The organism is Paenibacillus canaveralius, from assembly GCF_047238265.1.
GTDB lineage: Bacteria > Bacillota > Bacilli > Paenibacillales > NBRC-103111 > Paenibacillus_F.
In genome coordinates this window covers 929,923-946,108 of sequence record NZ_JBDFMM010000001.1, presented here as the reverse complement: position 1 = coordinate 946,108, position 16,186 = coordinate 929,923, and the positions used below count along the sequence as shown (strand labels likewise).

General features: G+C 55.0%; 14 protein-coding genes and 1 pseudogene. 5 read left to right on the top strand and 10 right to left on the bottom strand.

Going from position 1 to position 16,186, the window contains the following annotated elements; genetic code table 11:
- Window positions 1–237 precede the first annotated feature (237 nt).
- Both ABC395_RS04315 and ABC395_RS04310 read left to right on the top strand, forming a co-directional pair.
- A complete protein-coding gene (locus ABC395_RS04315; RefSeq protein ID WP_413000990.1) occupies window positions 238–453 on the top strand; it encodes a hypothetical protein in 216 nt (71 codons plus the stop codon).
- A gap of 9 nt (window positions 454–462) precedes the next feature.
- Entirely contained in the window at window positions 463–711 is a 249-nt protein-coding gene (locus ABC395_RS04310; RefSeq protein WP_413000988.1) for a hypothetical protein, read from the top strand.
- 130 nt (window positions 712–841) lie between these two features.
- On the opposite strand, the gene ABC395_RS04305 is transcribed toward ABC395_RS04310, so the two are convergent.
- On the bottom strand, window positions 842–1,915 hold the full coding sequence (locus ABC395_RS04305; protein WP_413000986.1) for a hypothetical protein: 1,074 nt from the start codon (window positions 1,913–1,915) through the stop codon (window positions 842–844).
- Between the two features lie 813 nt (window positions 1,916–2,728).
- On the opposite strand from ABC395_RS04305, the gene ABC395_RS04300 reads away from it, so the two are divergent.
- Window positions 2,729–3,577, top strand: a complete 849-nt coding sequence (locus ABC395_RS04300; RefSeq protein ID WP_413000984.1) for a M15 family metallopeptidase — start codon at window positions 2,729–2,731, stop codon at window positions 3,575–3,577.
- Between the two features lie 241 nt (window positions 3,578–3,818).
- Here the strand turns inward: ABC395_RS04300 and ABC395_RS04295 are convergent, their stop codons facing one another.
- From ABC395_RS04295 to ABC395_RS04255, 9 genes and pseudogenes are all read right to left on the bottom strand, one after another.
- Window positions 3,819–4,571 (bottom strand): LutC/YkgG family protein, encoded by a 753-nt coding sequence (locus ABC395_RS04295; RefSeq protein WP_413000982.1) that lies wholly within the window; start codon window positions 4,569–4,571, stop codon window positions 3,819–3,821.
- A complete protein-coding gene (locus ABC395_RS04290) occupies window positions 4,564–6,087 on the bottom strand; it encodes a LutB/LldF family L-lactate oxidation iron-sulfur protein (protein WP_413000980.1) in 1,524 nt (507 codons plus the stop codon). Before ABC395_RS04290 ends, ABC395_RS04295 begins: the two co-directional genes overlap by 8 nt.
- Window positions 6,074–6,818 (bottom strand): annotated as a pseudogene (locus ABC395_RS04285) ((Fe-S)-binding protein). Before ABC395_RS04285 ends, ABC395_RS04290 begins: the two are co-directional and overlap by 14 nt.
- A 129-nt stretch (window positions 6,819–6,947) precedes the next feature.
- A complete protein-coding gene (locus ABC395_RS04280; protein WP_413000979.1) occupies window positions 6,948–7,709 on the bottom strand; it encodes a DeoR/GlpR family DNA-binding transcription regulator in 762 nt (253 codons plus the stop codon).
- A gap of 612 nt (window positions 7,710–8,321) precedes the next feature.
- The gene (locus tag ABC395_RS04275) at window positions 8,322–10,391 is read right to left on the bottom strand and encodes a bifunctional aldolase/short-chain dehydrogenase (RefSeq protein WP_413000978.1); all 2,070 of its coding nucleotides are present in this window, start codon (window positions 10,389–10,391) and stop codon (window positions 8,322–8,324) included.
- A 632-nt stretch (window positions 10,392–11,023) separates the two neighbouring features.
- Complete coding sequence (locus ABC395_RS04270) at window positions 11,024–11,878, bottom strand: RnfABCDGE type electron transport complex subunit D (RefSeq protein WP_413000977.1); 855 nt, start codon at window positions 11,876–11,878, stop codon at window positions 11,024–11,026.
- 12 nt (window positions 11,879–11,890) lie between these two features.
- The gene (locus ABC395_RS04265) at window positions 11,891–12,787 is read right to left on the bottom strand and encodes a YqaJ viral recombinase family nuclease (protein ID WP_413000975.1); all 897 of its coding nucleotides are present in this window, start codon (window positions 12,785–12,787) and stop codon (window positions 11,891–11,893) included.
- Between the two features lie 111 nt (window positions 12,788–12,898).
- Window positions 12,899–13,837, bottom strand: coding sequence for a DUF1702 family protein (locus ABC395_RS04260; protein ID WP_413000973.1), 939 nt, complete (start codon window positions 13,835–13,837; stop codon window positions 12,899–12,901).
- 93 nt (window positions 13,838–13,930) lie between these two features.
- Window positions 13,931–14,578, bottom strand: coding sequence for a helix-turn-helix transcriptional regulator (locus ABC395_RS04255; protein ID WP_413000971.1), 648 nt, complete (start codon window positions 14,576–14,578; stop codon window positions 13,931–13,933).
- A 379-nt stretch (window positions 14,579–14,957) separates the two neighbouring features.
- Here ABC395_RS04255 and lexA point away from each other — a divergent pair, with 379 nt between their 5' ends.
- Together lexA and ABC395_RS04245 are read left to right on the top strand one after the other, a co-directional pair.
- On the top strand, window positions 14,958–15,791 hold the full coding sequence (gene lexA / locus ABC395_RS04250; protein ID WP_413000969.1) for a transcriptional repressor LexA: 834 nt from the start codon (window positions 14,958–14,960) through the stop codon (window positions 15,789–15,791).
- Window positions 15,792–15,898: 107 nt separating this feature from the next.
- Window positions 15,899–16,099: a hypothetical protein gene (locus ABC395_RS04245; RefSeq protein ID WP_413000967.1), complete on the top strand. Its 201-nt coding sequence runs from the start codon at window positions 15,899–15,901 to the stop codon at window positions 16,097–16,099.
- Window positions 16,100–16,186 lie beyond the last annotated feature (87 nt).

The window sequence follows — 16,186 nt, the reverse complement described above, 5'->3', positions numbered from 1 at the left end:
CCGCAAGAAGCAAGCTCTCTCCTTCTTCATATACGAGCGTAAACGCCGCCCAGACCCCCTTTTTCGTAAAAATAGCTCCATATAATCCTTCTTGCTCCCAAAAACGTCCTCCCGCCCGGACTTTGTGACCGATATCGCTGTTTCCTTTAAAAGGACCGGAGGTAATACAGGGTACGGTAAAAAAGTCGTCCGGACTTTCCATACGAAACGGACCGCCAGGCGAAGGAGGTAGACACGATGAAGCACGCACCGAAAAAAGAACATGACCTGTGCCGCCTGGCCGGATACATCTTTTTGCTGCACGGATTAATCTTGTGCCTCTACGGCCTGTTCAGCCGCGAACCGGAATTGTGGAACCCGTTTGTCTGGTGGGGGACTCTCATGCTGCTTTTCGGTCTCCCTTTTCAGTTCTGGTCCGGTTTCGAACGGCAGGTTGAGGATGAGACGTTATGAGGGCCTCATATGATGTTTGACTGGTCCTCCATTTCCCGGACGGTCGGCTTTTACCGGAGGCATCAGGTCATTCCGTCGATTGAGGAAATCGAAGATACCTGGCGGAGAGCCCAGGAAGGCAGCCGTGAAGCCGCCATCCGTTTCCTGGATTGGAGGCGTCACTGCCTATTGGCCAAAACGGACGAGCAGCGGGCCGCCATGGTCCTGATTATGGATTATTCGTACAAGCTGTTTAACGACGGTTCCGCTTCCCGGTAAAAAAACGGCCGGCTCGGGCGCCCCTTCCCGTACAGCCGGTTTTTCCCATGCCGTGCCGGTAACGGCGGAAACGCAAAAATCCCCGGATTCCTTGGAGGAATCCGGGGATTTTTCTTGCCTATCCGTGCGATTACTGCATACCGGAAGCTTGCATTTTTTGCGAGAATTGTTCGATCGTCAATGTATCGGTAGGAAGAGGCTGCAGGTTAGCCTTCTGGTTGATGTTGCTGTACTCGGTTTTGATTTTCGTACCGACTTTGATCGTACCCTGCTTTTCATCTGTGATGTCCAGGTTCGCGTTAATTTCCTGATAAGCCGGGAATTTATCTTTATTGATGGCCGTCAAAATGTTGAAATCGTTGATTTTCAGCACTTTTTTCAGCTCATCGATCGCCTTCTGGGTATCTTCCTTACTCGAACCGGCGGCAAGTTCTTTCTTCGCCTTCTCGATTTCGGCCGGATCGACTTGAAGCATGTCTTTATACTTGTCGCTGGATACGAGATCCAGAAGCTGTGGAGCTACCTTCTCGACAATCGTCTTGATGGCAGGTTCCAGGTTCTCGTTGGTGATCTGGAATTTCACGACCTGCTTCGCGTCTACGTTCTCGGGAAGTCCCGCGTTTTTCTTGTCGACATCGACAAAGTACGTTTTTTCGTCAAAGTTGGTCGTAAAGATTTTCATCGCGTCTTGACCGAACTCCTGTTGTTTCTTCACGTCGATGGCATTCACGTTCACTTTGCCTTCCGTCGTCTGGTTCAGCTCGTTGACATCCACCACGATGTATTTACCTACGGCGTCTTTCGGAATAGGCAGAATCGGAATGTTCGGAACCTTCACATACATCTTGTCTTTGGTCATGACCATAGGCAGAGAAATCTTCATCGGCATATCGCCTTTGAGGTTAGCCTCCAGCGTCATTTCCATCTGCATAGGATCGGCCTGGTAAACGCCTTTAGCCGTAAGATCCAGGTTTTTCAGTAAATTGGCTCCCATCGCCAGATTCGGATCCGCATTAAGCGCGGATTCCGGGAAATCCAGGTTCAAGGTCATATTCATGTTGAAATCCGCACTGTTCATGGATGAAGCAGTGGTAAAGGATTCCTCCAAAGCCGTTTTTGGTGATTCTTTCTTGCCACACCCCGCCAATACGACAGTAAAAGTCAAAAGCAATACGAGTACAGACATCCAAAATTTGTTCTTCACACGATTTCTCCTCTCTCTCTCCACCTCGTTAATAACAAACATGAACGATTATAATACAGCTTTCAAAGGAAGCAAAGACAAAAATTTGTATAAAGGAGGAAATTGAAGAAATCCTGCCCTATTTGGAGTTAACCCGAAACGGAGAGATGTGAAACGCCAGAAACGGTTTATATTGGAAAATGGCAACCTATACGGAGGCTGGAACCGGATGAATATACCGGTCAGTGGGTTTTCGTGTTAGATGTACTTCTTCTGTCTTTAAGTATACGGAACCTTTCGAGCGAAAAGAGCGAATATAAGCATAACCCTTTATGGAGGAGATGAAAGCGATGGTTGGAAAGCGGAAAAATTGAAAGAGCAAAGAAGGCGTCCGCTCCGTCACATCCGGCTTATCCCCGGCAACTGCTGCTGGCCTTCTCTCTCTTTTACGGGTAGCGCATGAAACGAAAAGCCCTTGCCCCGGACGGCAGAGCCGGTCTTCGTGCGGGAACTCCGGATACGCCGGGATTCAATCCTCGTCGGGGTTTTCCCATTTCCTGGAGTACGCCTTGTTGGTGATCCAAATCGTTGCCCATAAAATCAGGCCCGCCAAAGCCAGGCCGATAATCAGAGATGCGACCATCATAGCTGCTGCCCCCCTTCTTGTTACCCCCATTGTAGCGAATGAAATGAGAAGATGATAGTGTTTTCACCGCTTAGTCACAATTGCCCGCGTTGGGTTTTTCAATCCGCTTAAGGTATAATAAAACGTGTTGTATTCCGGGCCCGTCCCGCATAAGGATGCGCCCTTTTTTAATTCAAGGAGGAACTACCATGACCCCGAAAAAAAGAATCACCCGGCTTCTGATCCTGGCTTCCGCCGTCGCGCTTTTCGCAGGCTGCGAGAACAGCAAGGAAACGGGCGGGGCTTCCCCGTCCGCCACCTCGACTCCGGGTACGTCAGCGGTAACTTCGCCTTCCGCAAGTCCGTCCGCAGCACCGGAAAACACGAGCAAGCCGACGACTTCGCCGACACCGTCTTCCACCCCCAAAGGGACCGGAACGGGCAAAGGAACGGGTGGCGCGGAGCAGGTTGCCGCTAAGCCGGAAAGCATGACCGTGCTGGTTAACAAACAATTCAAACTTCCGGACACGTACAAACCTTCCGATCTGGTATACCCGAGTGTGAATTTTGTATTCGCCGAAAAAATCGAAAAGCGCATGATGCGCAAAGAAGCGGCCGGCGCGCTGGAGAATATGTTCGACGCGGCCAAGAAAGCCGGAACGCCGCTGGCCGGCGTGTCCGCTTACCGTTCCCACTCCACGCAGACAACCCTCTTCAACCGTTACGTACAAAAGGACGGCGAGGACGCGGCCAAGAAATACAGCGCCGTTCCGGGACACAGCGAGCATGAAACGGGACTGGCCATAGACGTGGCGGGCAGCACGGGCAAATGTGCGGCCGAAGACTGTTTCGGCGGAACGCCCGAAGCCAAGTGGCTGGAAGATCATGCCCACGAATACGGGTTTATCATCCGCTATCCGAAAGGCAAAGAATCCGTCACCGGCTATCAGTACGAGCCGTGGCACCTGCGTTATGTAGGCATCCAGATGGCCAAAGACATCAAGGCGAAGAACACGACGATGGAAGAATATCTGAACGCCGTTCCGGTGGCGAAATAACGCCGGATGCGAAAAATACCGTCCCTTTTTGAGGGGCGGCATTTTTTTGCGCTCAGGCGTCACTGCAGACTGACGACGCAGGGATCTATGCGGCAAAATGAAACGTTTCCGGTCTCTAGCTCGCAGCGGCAGCAAAAGAGAAACGGTATAGGCACTGCCGCAACCAGCGGCAGTTGATTTACACGGCGTTGTCGTCCGTTGGGCAATCAGGCTGCAACCCGTTCCGGCAGGACGAAAGACACTAGCAGTCTTCCACCACAAGCGCATAGACGATACCCGGACCGTGCACGCCGATGGTCAGGTCGTTCTCAATATCCGCGGAGCGGCTCGGACCCGACACGAAGTGGATTCCGGCCGGCCGTTCCGCAGCCGCCAGCCCGTCAAGCGGACGAAGCACCTCGCCGAGGCGCATTTTCACCCGGCTGGCCGGGATCACCGCCACCAGGACGGCCGGCAGCAGGCTGACGCTTCTGCCTTTGCGGGGAGAGGACATCAGCACGACCGTGCCGGTATGAGCCGCGGCGCAGTCGGCGGCCACAAGCCCGATATCGGCCCCGGCCGCGTCTGCCAGCCACGTCTCCTTCTCCTCGTCCGAGGCATGCTCCGTATTCCAGACCGTCACGCGGTGCAGCCCCTCCGCAGTTTCCAATCCCGCCGCTATCGCATCCAGCTCCCGCTGATCCTGGAGAATGACCCGCCTAGCCTCCAGGTCACGGATCAACCTCCGCACGAAAGCGCACGCCTCCTCCATGGAGGACAGCTTCTCGGCATGGCCGCCCGCCTTGCGCCAGTTGTCCATAAAGAGGCGGATGCGCGCCTCTTCACCGGGATCTACGGCGTTCCAGAAATCGGGCGCCCCCTGGAACGGTCTGGCCGGGCGCTCCGTTATCCGGGGACGTCCGAGCCGGGACGCTATTCCGCCGAAGAATGCCTCCTGCTTCCGCCTGGACTCGGCTTCCAGCCTGTTCAGGAAATCGGCGTCCGATTTACTCATGACGGCCGCCTCCTTTCCGGCGGGCGTCCAGAATCCGCTCCATGCGGCTCTTCACGCCCGGGTCCATCTCCGGCAGGCTTCCGGCGGCTTCTTCGGCGAGGCTTTTCCAGTCCTCCCGGAATGTCTTCGGCGGAAGCGCCGGGGCATAGCGGTGCGTGGTCCAGCCCTTGAGCGGACCGATTCTCGCTTTGATCACGCCGCCGCGGGCGACGAACCGCTGGCCGAACCTGCCCAGCGCCGCAATCCGCCGCAGGCGCCTCGCATCGGACATGATATAGCCGAAAGCGGACATGCCCGCCTTCTCCGCCGCATCCCCATGGCCCTTCTCCACTTTGCGGCTGCGCAAATAAACGAGCATGTCGTGCAGCGGAATTTTGACCGGGCAAGCCTCATAGCAGGCGCCGCACAAGGTGGATGCGCTCGCGATGTCGTCCCACTCGGCCGTGTTCTGGTTGAGCGCCGGGGTCAGGACGGCCCCGATCGGGCCGCTGTAAGTGCCGCCGTACGCATGCCCGCCGATGTGCCGGTAGACCGGGCAGGCGTTCAGACAGGCGCCGCAGCGGATGCAGTTCAGCAGCTCCTGGAAATCCGGGTCACCGAGCTGAAGCGAGCGCCCGTTGTCCAGGATGATGACATGCATCTCCTCCGGCCCGTCCCCGTCCGGCTCTCTTCTCGGTCCCGTGATGACCGACATGTACACGGTCAGCTTCTGGCCGGTGGCCGAGCGCGGCAGCAGCGTCGCCATGACCTCCAGATCGTCCAGCGTCGGAACGATGCGCTCCATTCCCATGAAGGTGATCTGCGTCTTGGGGACGGTGCTGACCATCCGGCCGTTGCCTTCGTTCTCGAAGAGAACGATGGAGCCGGTCTCGGCGACGGCGAAATTGCAGCCGGTCATGCCGATGTCCGCCTCCAGAAACTTCTCCCGCAGCTTGCGGCGCACGAAGCCCGCGAGCACGGCCGTATCGGGCGGCAGCGTTTCGCCTGCCTCTTCCGACAGCAGTTCCGCGATCTGGTAGCGGTTTTTGTGAATCGCGGGAATGATGATATGCGACGGCGCTTCGCCCGCAAGCTGGATAATATACTCGCCGAGGTCCGTCTCTACGGCTTCAATGCCGAGCTCTTCAAGTGCCCGGTTGATGTGAATTTCTTCGGACACCATGGATTTGGACTTTACGACGCTCTTCGCTTTTTTGTGCCTGGCGATTTCCATCGTAATCGACACCGCCTCCTCCGCCGTGTCCGCAAAATGCACGTGAACACCCTGTGCCCTCGCATTTTCCACAAAAGCGCCGAGGTAATAATCGAGATGGGCGATCGTATGCAGACGGATCTGGCGCCCGCGTTCCCGCCATTCTTCCCAGTTGCCCTGCTCGGCGGCCGCGGTCAATTTGCCGGTTTTCAGACGCTCGGTCGTGAACTTGACGGCTTTCCGCAGGAAATCATTGTTTAGCGCGATTTTCGCACGGTCTTTCACACTTCCCCCCGCACTGCTTCCACTGTTAGATACGCTCATCGGCCCGTCTCACTCCCTCCTCCAAAAGTTCCGCCAGATGCATCACCTTAACCGGTTTGCCTCTATGCAGCAGACTGCCGGATATGTTCATGAGGCAGCCCATGTCGAGACCGACGAGCACCTCCGCTTCCGTTTCCAAAACATGATCGGATTTCTCCGTGACCATCGCGCCCGATATGTCGCTCATTTTGACGGCAAACGTGCCACCGAATCCGCAGCAGTCCTCCGCATGGGGCAGCGGAATAAGCTCAAGGCCCCGCACATGTTCCAGGAGAGAGGCCGGTTCATCTTTGATGCCAAGCAGCCGTGAACCGTGGCAGGACGGATGGTACGTTACCTTGCGGGGAAATACCGCCCCGAGATCCGTAACGCCCAGCACGCCGACGAGAAATTGCGTAAACTCGTACGTTTTTTCTCCCAGGGCTTCCGCCTTGGCAAGCAGTCTCCGGATCGTCCTGAAACAGCTTCGGATAATAGTGCCGAACCATGCCCGTGCACGACCCGGAAGGCGACAGGACAAAGTCGCTGTCGTCAAACGCTTCCAGCAAAGTCCGGGCAGACTTCCGCGCATCGTCCCAGTAGCCGCTGTTAAAAGCCGGCTGTCCGCAGCAGGTCTGCACGTCCGGGAAATGAACCTCTATGCCGTGCCTGGCGAGCAGACGCACCATCGCCTGCCCGACCCGCGGATACACGAGATCGCTCAGACAAGTGATGAATAAGGAAACCTTCATGATGAATCGCCTCTTTTCGAATGAAAGCGTTCTCTTATAATAGTAGAAACACGTCTCAGCGGGTTAAAAAAAGCCCGTTCCGGTCCCGCGACAAGTAGGAGGAACGGGCAGAAAGACTCACACGGGAGCTCAGGACAGCCGGGTAACCTTTACGCCTTTCTCGCGAAGGGTTTCCAAGCTTGCCGCATCCGTCGACGAATCGGTAATGACATGACCAATCCCCTCCCATGAAGCGACGTGGGCAAACGACTGCAGGCCGAACTTGCTGTGGTCCGCCAGCAAAAAGACTTCGTCGGAGATGGCGATCATCTTGGCTTTGACCAGTGCCTGCAGCTCGCTCGATTCGGAGATGCCCCGCGCCGCGTGCACGCCTTTGCACGACAGGAACGCTTTATCGACGTGGTACGTATCCAGGGAGCGTTCGGCCAGCGGACCCGCGTAAGAGAGCGACTGCGGAAGAAGACGACCTCCCGTGGAAACGACCTGAATTTTCTCCTTGGAGCTGAGTTCCAGGGCCACCTGGATCGAGTTGGTCAGCACCGTCAGCGGTTCGTCGGGCAAAATTTGCGCCATGTACCAAGCCGTCGTGCTCGCATCGAGAATAATCCGGTCGTTCTCCCGGATATACCGGACGGCTTCTCTGGCGATGCTCCGCTTGAGGTCCGCGTGCACCGTCTCCCGTTCCTTGAACGGGATCTCGGGCTGGGACTCGCCCACGCGAACCGCTCCGCCGTGGCTGCGCATCAGCCGGCCTTCGCTCTCCAGCTTGTCGAGATCGCGGCGGATCGTCTCCTCGGTGACTCCGCAGAACTCGCTGAGTTCCGTCACCCGTATGCTGCCTCTTTCATTGACCAGCGCGGTAATTTTCTGCCATCTTTCCGCTACAAGCATCGTGCATCCTCATTTCATCGTTCCATTCTTGCGGAGGCGGGTCCGCCGTGTTCTGCTGCGGTAAGAAATAAAGCAGCCGGGGTCCGGTCCCGCCTCTGTTTCTTTTATTGTACAATATCGCGCGATCGCGCGGAAAGGGACTAGACAAACGGCATGGGACGGCCCTTGGCGCAGGCAGGCCCGGACGGGCGGCCTTATGGACGGGGCGGCAGCATTAATTCGTGCGGCGTCCCGTTCATATACGGCGAGCTGCGCCAGCCTGTACGGTGCCCGTCCGCATACGGCGAGCTGCGTCAGCCTGTGCGACGTCCCGTCGCATGCGACGAGTTGCGTCAGCCGGTACGGTGCCCGTCCGTATGCGACGAGCTGCGTCAGTCTGTGCGACGTCCCGTCCGCATACGGCGAGTTGCGTCAACCGGTACGGCGTCCCGTCGCATGCGACGAGCTGCGTCAACCGGTACGGCGCCCGTCCGCATACGGCGAGTTGCGCCAGCCTGTACGGTGCCCGTCCGCATAAGGCGAGTTGCGTCAGCCTGTGCGGCGTCCCGTCCGCATGCGACGAGCTGCGTCACGGTATGCCGCCCGAATGCGGCGAGCCGCCCCTTCCTCCGGCTATCGCGTGAACGCCGCCGGAACGCCGCCGTCCACGGTGAGCATGCAGCCGGTCGTCTTCTCCGATTTCGACGAAGCGAAGTAGGCGATCGCTTCCGCGATATCGTGCGGATAAACGTTCACGAGCAGCGTCGTCCGCTTCCGGTAATACTCCTCCAGCTGGTCCGGCTCGATGCCGTAAGCGGCGGCGCGTTCGCTGCGCCAGCCGGAATTCCAGATGGCGGAGCCTTGAAGCACGGCGTCCGGCAGCACCGAATTGACGCGGATGCCGTAGGCGCCTCCTTCGGCGGCAATGCAGCGGGCCAAGTGGATTTCGGCGGCTTTGGCCGTGCTGTAGGCGGATGCGTTCTTGCCCGCATATACGGAATTTTTGGAGCCGACGAATACCATGCTGCCGCCGGTTGCCTGTGCCTTCATGATCTTGAACGCTTCCCTCGCCACGAGAAAATAGCCCGTTCCCAGCACGCTCATGTTCAGGTTCCATTCTTTAAGGGTTGTATCTTCAAAAGGACTCGATGTCGCCAGGCCGGCATTGTTCACGATGATATCCACCCCGCCGAAGGCAAGGATGGTCTCCTTATACGCTTCCGCGACCTGTTCTTCCCGCGTAACGTCCATTGCGGCGGCTATCACGCGTCCTTGCCCGTACTGTCCGTTAAGCTCCGCCGCCAGCGTCTGCGCTCCCTCCAGATTCAGGTCGGCCAGCACGACGTGGGCGCCGCCCTTCAGCAGTTCGCGGGCAGCCGCGCCGCCGATGCCTCCGGCTCCGCCGGTGATGAACGCCACTTTCCGGGAAAATTCGGCTTCCGCGGGAGCGAGAGTCAGTTTGTACAGCTCCAGCGGCCAGTATTCCACGTTATAGGATTCGTTTTCACTCAGCGAAACGAAGTTTCCGAGAGCCGTCGCGCCTTTCATCACGGCGATGGCACGGTGGTAAAGGGCTCCGCTGACTTGGGCCATCGCCCCACTTTTGCCCGTATTCACCATCCCGAGTCCGGGAATCAGAATTACTCTCGGCGCCGCCTCGAACATCACGTCTCCTTCATTCTTGTTCCGTTCGAAGTAAGCCTCGTACTCTTCCTTGTAGGCGGCGATGCCGGTCTTCAGCGCTTCGATAAGGGCCGAAACATCCGCATCGGCGGGGTTCCAATCCACGTAGAGCGGCTTCATTTTCGTATGAACGAGATGGTCCGGACAGGCCGCCCCTACCTGGGAGAGCACCTGCGCATCCCGGCTGTTCACGAAAGCCAGCACGTCTTCTCCGGCATCGGCCGTCAACAGCATTTGCTTTTCTCCGCCGACAGCTCCGCGGATGACAGGCAGTACCTGCGCCAGAACTTCCCGGCGCGCGGTTTCCGTCAGCGCTTCATACTTCGCGCCGCCAAACATCACAGCGCGGTTCGCACGCGCTTCGATGAAGTTTTCCGCCTCCGAGATAATCTCGATCGTCTTCTTGTAGCAGGCCGCCGACGTTTCTCCCCAGGTGACCAGGCCGTGCTTCTCCATCAGGACAAGCTCGGCATCCGGGTTGCCGCGTACGCCTTCGGCGATCATTTTCGACAAGGTAAAACCGGGACGCACATACGGCACCCAGACAAAACGGTCTCCGTAAATTTCGCGCGCCAGCTCTTTGCCGTTATCCGCGCAGCAGAGGGCGATGATGGCATCGGGATGCGTATGATCGACATGTTTAAAAGGAAGAAACGCATGCAGCAGCGTTTCGATCGAAGCCCGCGGGTGCCGGCTGTCCACCATGCAGTGACCCAGATAGGCGACCATTTCTTCGTCGCTCATTTCTTTCCGCTCTATCAGCGGACGAATATCGTCCAAGCGCAGACCCGTGAAATTTTCCGCTTTCATGGACGCAAGGTCCGAGCCGCTGCCTTTTACCCACATCACCTCGATTTCCCGCCCGCGAAAATCCGTGATTGTCGTCTTGGCCGAAGTGTTGCCGCCGCCCCAGTTGGCGACCGTACGGTCAAACCCGAGCAGATTCGAACGATATACCAGTTCGTCCAAGCCTTTCTTAACGCCTACCGCGATTTCCGCATCCCATAAATTTGCCGTCATATTGTGCTCCTCCTCAGGAATTGAACGAGTATTGGTTTGCTTTGTTTAGTTTTGTTTTCTTTTATTATATAGTATCATATCTTTATTTATTTTTGAATAGTTATTTTTATGTTTGTTTTTCTTTGAATAAATAAAAAAAGACAAAAACGGAGGAGCTTGTCCCGTCCATGTCTTTTTCGTATAGGTGGTCTGACTATCTACCCGGTTTGATCCGCCCTTTAACGGAAATGGTCCCAAAAGTCCCAGTACTTAAAATATCCCGTGCGCAGAAAGTATCTCGACGGTAAATGATCGGCCGGCAGACGGCCGCTTTTCTCCGGATTCCCTTCGCCCCTTCGTTCCCTAATCTCCGGCTGATCTTCCGTACGGCTTGGCGTCATCCGGTTTCGCTGCTCTTCAACGTGACCGGTTGTCCCTTTTACCCGTTTATCACTCGTACATTCCGTTCCTTCATTAGAAAAGGCTTCCGCTTGGAGGTTGGCGCAGTGTCTGCCGCAGCCTGTCCCCTCTTTGCCGTTAAAAGCCCTCCCGCATGTCCCGTTCAGGCACATGGAGCTCACCTCTTTTGTAGAATTAACTGCCAGGTCGTCTTTTTCCGTCTTCCCTCTTCTATATAAGGGTTTGTCGTCCGATTAAGAGTTTGCCGTCAGACCCGGTCCCGACCCCGGCTCCGTTTTGCGGGCAGCCCACAGCCGGTATGGAATGATGAGGACCAGGCACACGAGGAACAGGGCGTAAAACTGCGGATTCGGGATCCGGTTGATCCGGAAAATAGCATCCAGCAGAGCCACTAAGAAAGCAAACCCGATGCGGGCGCTCCTTGTCGCAGGCGTGGATTTGGGATCCGTGATCATAAAGAAGGCAAAAAGCTGAAGGGAAGCGCCCATAAGAGGCCCCAGTGCCGCAAACAAAGGCGCTCCGAAGAAGAAATGCCGCACGAACGCAAACAGCGTAAAGCTCCCCAGAAAAGCAAGCACCGCGTCGAACCGGTTGGCAATGTAGCATACCACGATGCCCAGGGACAAGATCACAATCATGACGCCGATGCCGTTCGTCCACTGCTTAGGGGTACTCACCGCATATTGGGGCAGGGAGTAAAGCATGATGACCATCGCCACGTTGTTGGGATTGAAAATATGCCCGCCTTTGAACCGGATGGCATATTTCAGCGCGATCGCGATAACGGCTGTAAGCGCGTAAGCCCACAGCTGATTGGAGCTGAGCAGAAGAGAGACACCGATTCCCGTGATCAGGGCGCTGAGCGGAAATATCCACGTTTTATTTCTCAGCCGGTTCAAAATGACTTCCGTTCCCATGGTACAAAAAACGGACACAAGAACCGCATCCCACTTCTGGAAAAAGCCCAGATACACCTGCCCGGCTATCGCAAAGCTGCTCAGGAACGCCAGAATGAAGTATCTCGGATCGATCCGGTAATCCCGCCAGGATACGACCGAACGCAGATGCGTGTTTAATTCGTTGCGCATATAATTCCTCCGTTACTTCGAAATGGTTGAAATCTGAAACCGCCTGTAAGGAGCGGACCGGGCCGATTTCCGGTTAATGCTTTTCCATTCCACTTTGTAGTTCCCTACCGTGCCCTGCTCGTGTTCACCCAGAAGTCCCTTGAGCTTATTTTCCGCCTCGGTTTTGCGCAGCGCAGCCGCCCTTTCCTCTTCCGCTCCCTGCCGGTACTGCCCGATCCAGCGTTCCGCTTCTTCCGTCAGGGGCACGGAAGAGCTCCGGCTCGCCACCGGCGGATACAGCCGGTTCAGCAGATCGGACGATGCGTCCGTTCCGTCGAAGGCCGGCGGTCTTTTTTTCAGAACATGCCCGTTCCAAAATACGGTTTCCTTTTCGATAAGCTCCTTGATCCTTTCCTCGCTGCGCTCCAGACGGACCGTACGGAATTTGTTGCCGCCGATCAGAACGGCTACCCACCAGTGGTCCGCGCCCGTAACGGCCATATAGTGCTGGCACTGAAAATCGATTCTCGCGGGAACCCGGCCGTCCTCCCATTCCTCTTTGCTGAATTCGCCGGCGGATTTGCATAAAAGACCCGCTTGAGAGCCAATCACCCAGCGATCCAGGCCGGCCAGCATAAAAGAGTGCTCCGGGTGCTGAAAGATCGAGTTTCTTCGCATCACCCTGTGTCCGGTCCGGTCCGTAAATTCCCGCGCGATAAAATCTTTGAGCTTCCTGCCGAGCCTCATCGCTTCCTTCTCTTCCGCAGGAGGCAGTTCTCCGGTTTTATCCAGGTAAACTTCCAGAGCGGATTTCCATTTGTCCGCTCCGCACACGGCTGCCGCATCGCTGCCGCCGATTCCTTGTCTCCGCCAGGCCAGCCATTCCCCGTAAGAAAGGTCCCGGGTATTCACGAGCTTTTTCGTACGCATGCCATCTCTCCTTTTGCACCGGCAGCTCCCGCTGCGGTTACGGGCTATTCTTCCTTAAGCAGGTTCCGCACGGTATCCATCCATCTCAAGTAATAATCCGCTTCCGTATCGTCATGCCCCATCAGTCTGCACGGCCTCGTGGACGCGGTCCACAAATCCGGTGACGGTAAGAATGACAGGAAAGGTGTGTTTCTCCAATTGTTCATCCCAGTAGACGGGGTCCTGCAGGCGGCGCGCTTCCCAGCCGAAGGCAAGCCCCTGCCGGAAAGCGGGCCGGTATTGTACGGGAATTTGTTTATCCGTTCGGGCGGCGAACGCAATCTCGTCAAAAAAGCTGTAGGCGGCCGCCAGCCCTACTCCACTATATGCATCGTTTCTGAATTCAGCAGGCAAATTTTCCAGTTCGGCAGCCGTTTTTTGTAAATCGAATTCCGTCAAAAACCATAAACACCTGCCTAACCCCTGATAACAGACGCGCTGGCAGGAGAACGGAAAATGTCGAAATTTCTGAATTATCTGTTTATTTTTCTTATAATGAAATAAGGCCGTTTTAAATCCGACTCCGTCGAACACAATGGGCGCGTATCTTGGATGGAGCTGCCTCATCCAGCGCTTGTATGCCCGGTACCGGAAGCCGTGGCGGATCGTGAGATACCATCCGAGTCCCACATAGTACTGGTACAAATATCCCGGCGAAAGCTGATGAATGTAGGCTTCGAAACGTTTTCCGCTCGACGGGAATAAAGCCGATTTTACGCCAAGTCCCATGCCGGTCCCTTCGTAAGCGAATCCTTTGTAGAACGGCTCGAAACTCGATTCCAATCTGTAGCGCAGCCTGAGCGTTCCCGGTACCGGTTTTAAAGCCCAGTTGCTCCCGGACAAAAAAGCCCTTAGAATCTGCGGAAATTTGCGGTCGTAATGGACATTGTGCGTGATCGGAAATTTGGCGACCATCTTCGGGATGCTGCGGTGAAAAGCTTTCAGATAAACGAAGGGAGCAAGCACCGCTAGGAATGCCCCTATGCCGGATATGGCGGCAACAACTTGCATGGACCCATCTCCTCCGCTTTTCGTATGGCTGAAACGGTTAACGCGTTTGTCAATAACGACTTGCCTGCTTTCGTCATTTCCCTCCCTTTAGTTCTATTGTGAAGCGGCTTTGCTCAATCTGTAGACGGACGGGTTCACCCCCACCTTTCTCTTGAAAATTCTGCCGAAGTGAGTCAAATCGTTATAGCCTACCGAAAAACAAACATCGGTGACGGGCTCTCCCCTTTGCAGCAAAAGCTTCGCCTTCTGGATCCGTTTATTCATCACATATTCTTTGAAGCCCGTTCCCACATACTTCTGGAACATCCGGGAATAGTGGCACCGGCTTACATAAATTTGCGAAGCGACTTTTTCGAGATTCAGATCGTTCTCGCATATGTTTTCGTCAATGTAGGCCAATGATTCCGCGAAAAGCCGGTTATCATGGGAAACTTCTTCATTCTGGGCCACCATATCAATCAAAGATATTAAGGAAGACAAGCTGATTTTATCCGCTCCGGCCAATGCGAGCAGTGGGCTGTTGATTCGCAGCTCGTTTACGTTCCAGGCTTTCGGAAAAGCCGACTCGAATGTAAGAAATACGATCAGTTTGTAGCGCGCCTTCTTGACCAGCTGGAGAGCGGAGTTAAAATCGACAAACTCGGTCAACTTCACTTTTTTGGAAAGAAGCAGCAAATCCGCAAGGTAATCTTTACATTTCTCGGCTTTATGTACAAAGACCAGCAAATCCACTTCGTTCATCCCCCTCTTGATAGTCGGTGAATTTTTTATAAATTACATAAAATCTATAAAATGGTTGATTACGTCCTTCTAAAATAAATTTTACCAATAAAATTTTGTCGATGATCTGCTTGGATTGTCACCTATCCGTCTTTTTTTGTCATGAAGTTTCACATCCTTAGAAAAAGGCAGATATAAATATTCAAATTTGTTGGAGGAATCTGGTAAAACAAATTATAAACGCTTATGCGTATGAAAACAAGGTTAAATTCGTATATGCGTATTTTTAACTATTTGTAAGAAAGGAATAAATAGCTATTTTCTAGAACTAATGTTTGATATACTATTAGAACATATGTTTGTTGGTTGTTCTGGATTATGCCGAATTGGGGGCTTGAGAATGAATGAAATTAATCATCGCATCAAGGAGCTGCGGTTAAAGCACAACTTGACCATGGCCAAGATGGCCGATATGATCGGAGTTTCTCCGGGAAACATCAGTGATTGGGAAAATGGCAAAAAAAAATCGACCCCTACTGCTAGAGCATTGATCTCCATTTCCAAACAATTCAACGTTTCCCTCGACTGGCTGATGACAGGCACGATTCCCGATTTTCCTGCGAACTTCATACCTTTTCCACCTACCGTGAAAAGCCATCCCCATATAGATGCCTTGTATGATGTCGCCGAACAGCTTGATGAGGAAGATCTGGTGCTCCTCCAGACGATGGCCGCTCATCTCGCAAGCAAGAACCGGGCTCAGACGACGGGAGATCTGTACCGGTCCGGCAAGGTGAAGGCGGCTTCCATCCAGCCGGGCGGCGAACTCCGTGAAGCTTCGCTCTCCGCGGAGTATTACGTCCGGCTTCCCCTGATCGGTAAAGTTACGGCGGGCAGTCCGATTCTGGCTGCGGAGAATATCGAAGAGTATTTCAGCGTCCCCAAAAATCTGGTGGGCCAGGGAAAACATTTCATCCTGCGGATTCAAGGGGAAAGCATGATCAATAAAGGAATCGAGAACGGCGATCTGGTGCTTGTCCGTCAACAGTCGTCGGCGGACAACGGGGAAGTGATCGTCGCTTTGATCGACGGCGAAGAAGCGACAGTGAAAACCTTCTTCAAGGAGTCCAACCGGGTCAGGCTTCAGCCGGCGAACGATCGCTTCCAGCCGCTCTATCCGGTTAACGTCAGCATATTGGGCAAAGTCGTGAGCGTGCTGCGGGACGCCGAATAAACTCGCCCGAAGATCAACAAACGCCGTACAGCCGGCAACAAACGAGGAGTCCCGCCGACCTCCGCCATCGTATCCTAGTTTCATAACGGATGAATGGAGGGCTTGTCTTGCCGTCGCTGGATCGATTTGTTGTCGGGCTGCCGGACCGTCAGGCAGAGGAACCGAGTCAAGTTTCGGAGTGTGCATTCGACAGATGCCGGAACCCGATTTACGCGGGGGAGAAGAATTGGGACTTCGACCGGGACTGGTTCTGCAGCGCAGCCTGCATCGCCAGGCACTTGGGCGCCGAGAAACGCTATGTCGAATAACCGCCCAAACAAAAGTCCGGGGAACGGAAGCTCCAAACGGAGCCGTCTCCCCGGACTTTTTGGCGTCTAAACAGCCGGCATAACAGC

Bases quoted from the DNA above. Each gene is read 5' to 3' on its own strand.
- ABC395_RS04315 (WP_413000990.1), top strand. From the start codon at position 238: ATGAAGCACGCACCGAAAAAAGAACATGACCTGTGCCGCCTGGCCGGA.
- ABC395_RS04310 (WP_413000988.1), top strand. From the start codon at position 463: ATGATGTTTGACTGGTCCTCCATTTCCCGGACGGTCGGCTTTTACCGG.
- ABC395_RS04300 (WP_413000984.1), top strand. From the start codon at position 2,729: ATGACCCCGAAAAAAAGAATCACCCGGCTTCTGATCCTGGCTTCCGCC.
- ABC395_RS04295 (WP_413000982.1), bottom strand. From the start codon at position 4,571: ATGAGTAAATCGGACGCCGATTTCCTGAACAGGCTGGAAGCCGAGTCC.
- ABC395_RS04290 (WP_413000980.1), bottom strand. From the start codon at position 6,087: ATGAGCGTATCTAACAGTGGAAGCAGTGCGGGGGGAAGTGTGAAAGAC.
- ABC395_RS04280 (WP_413000979.1), bottom strand. From the start codon at position 7,709: ATGCTTGTAGCGGAAAGATGGCAGAAAATTACCGCGCTGGTCAATGAA.
- ABC395_RS04275 (WP_413000978.1), bottom strand. From the start codon at position 10,391: ATGACGGCAAATTTATGGGATGCGGAAATCGCGGTAGGCGTTAAGAAA.
- ABC395_RS04270 (WP_413000977.1), bottom strand. From the start codon at position 11,878: ATGCGCAACGAATTAAACACGCATCTGCGTTCGGTCGTATCCTGGCGG.
- ABC395_RS04265 (WP_413000975.1), bottom strand. From the start codon at position 12,787: ATGCGTACGAAAAAGCTCGTGAATACCCGGGACCTTTCTTACGGGGAA.
- ABC395_RS04260 (WP_413000973.1), bottom strand. From the start codon at position 13,837: ATGCAAGTTGTTGCCGCCATATCCGGCATAGGGGCATTCCTAGCGGTG.
- ABC395_RS04255 (WP_413000971.1), bottom strand. From the start codon at position 14,578: ATGAACGAAGTGGATTTGCTGGTCTTTGTACATAAAGCCGAGAAATGT.
- lexA (WP_413000969.1), top strand. From the start codon at position 14,958: ATGAATGAAATTAATCATCGCATCAAGGAGCTGCGGTTAAAGCACAAC.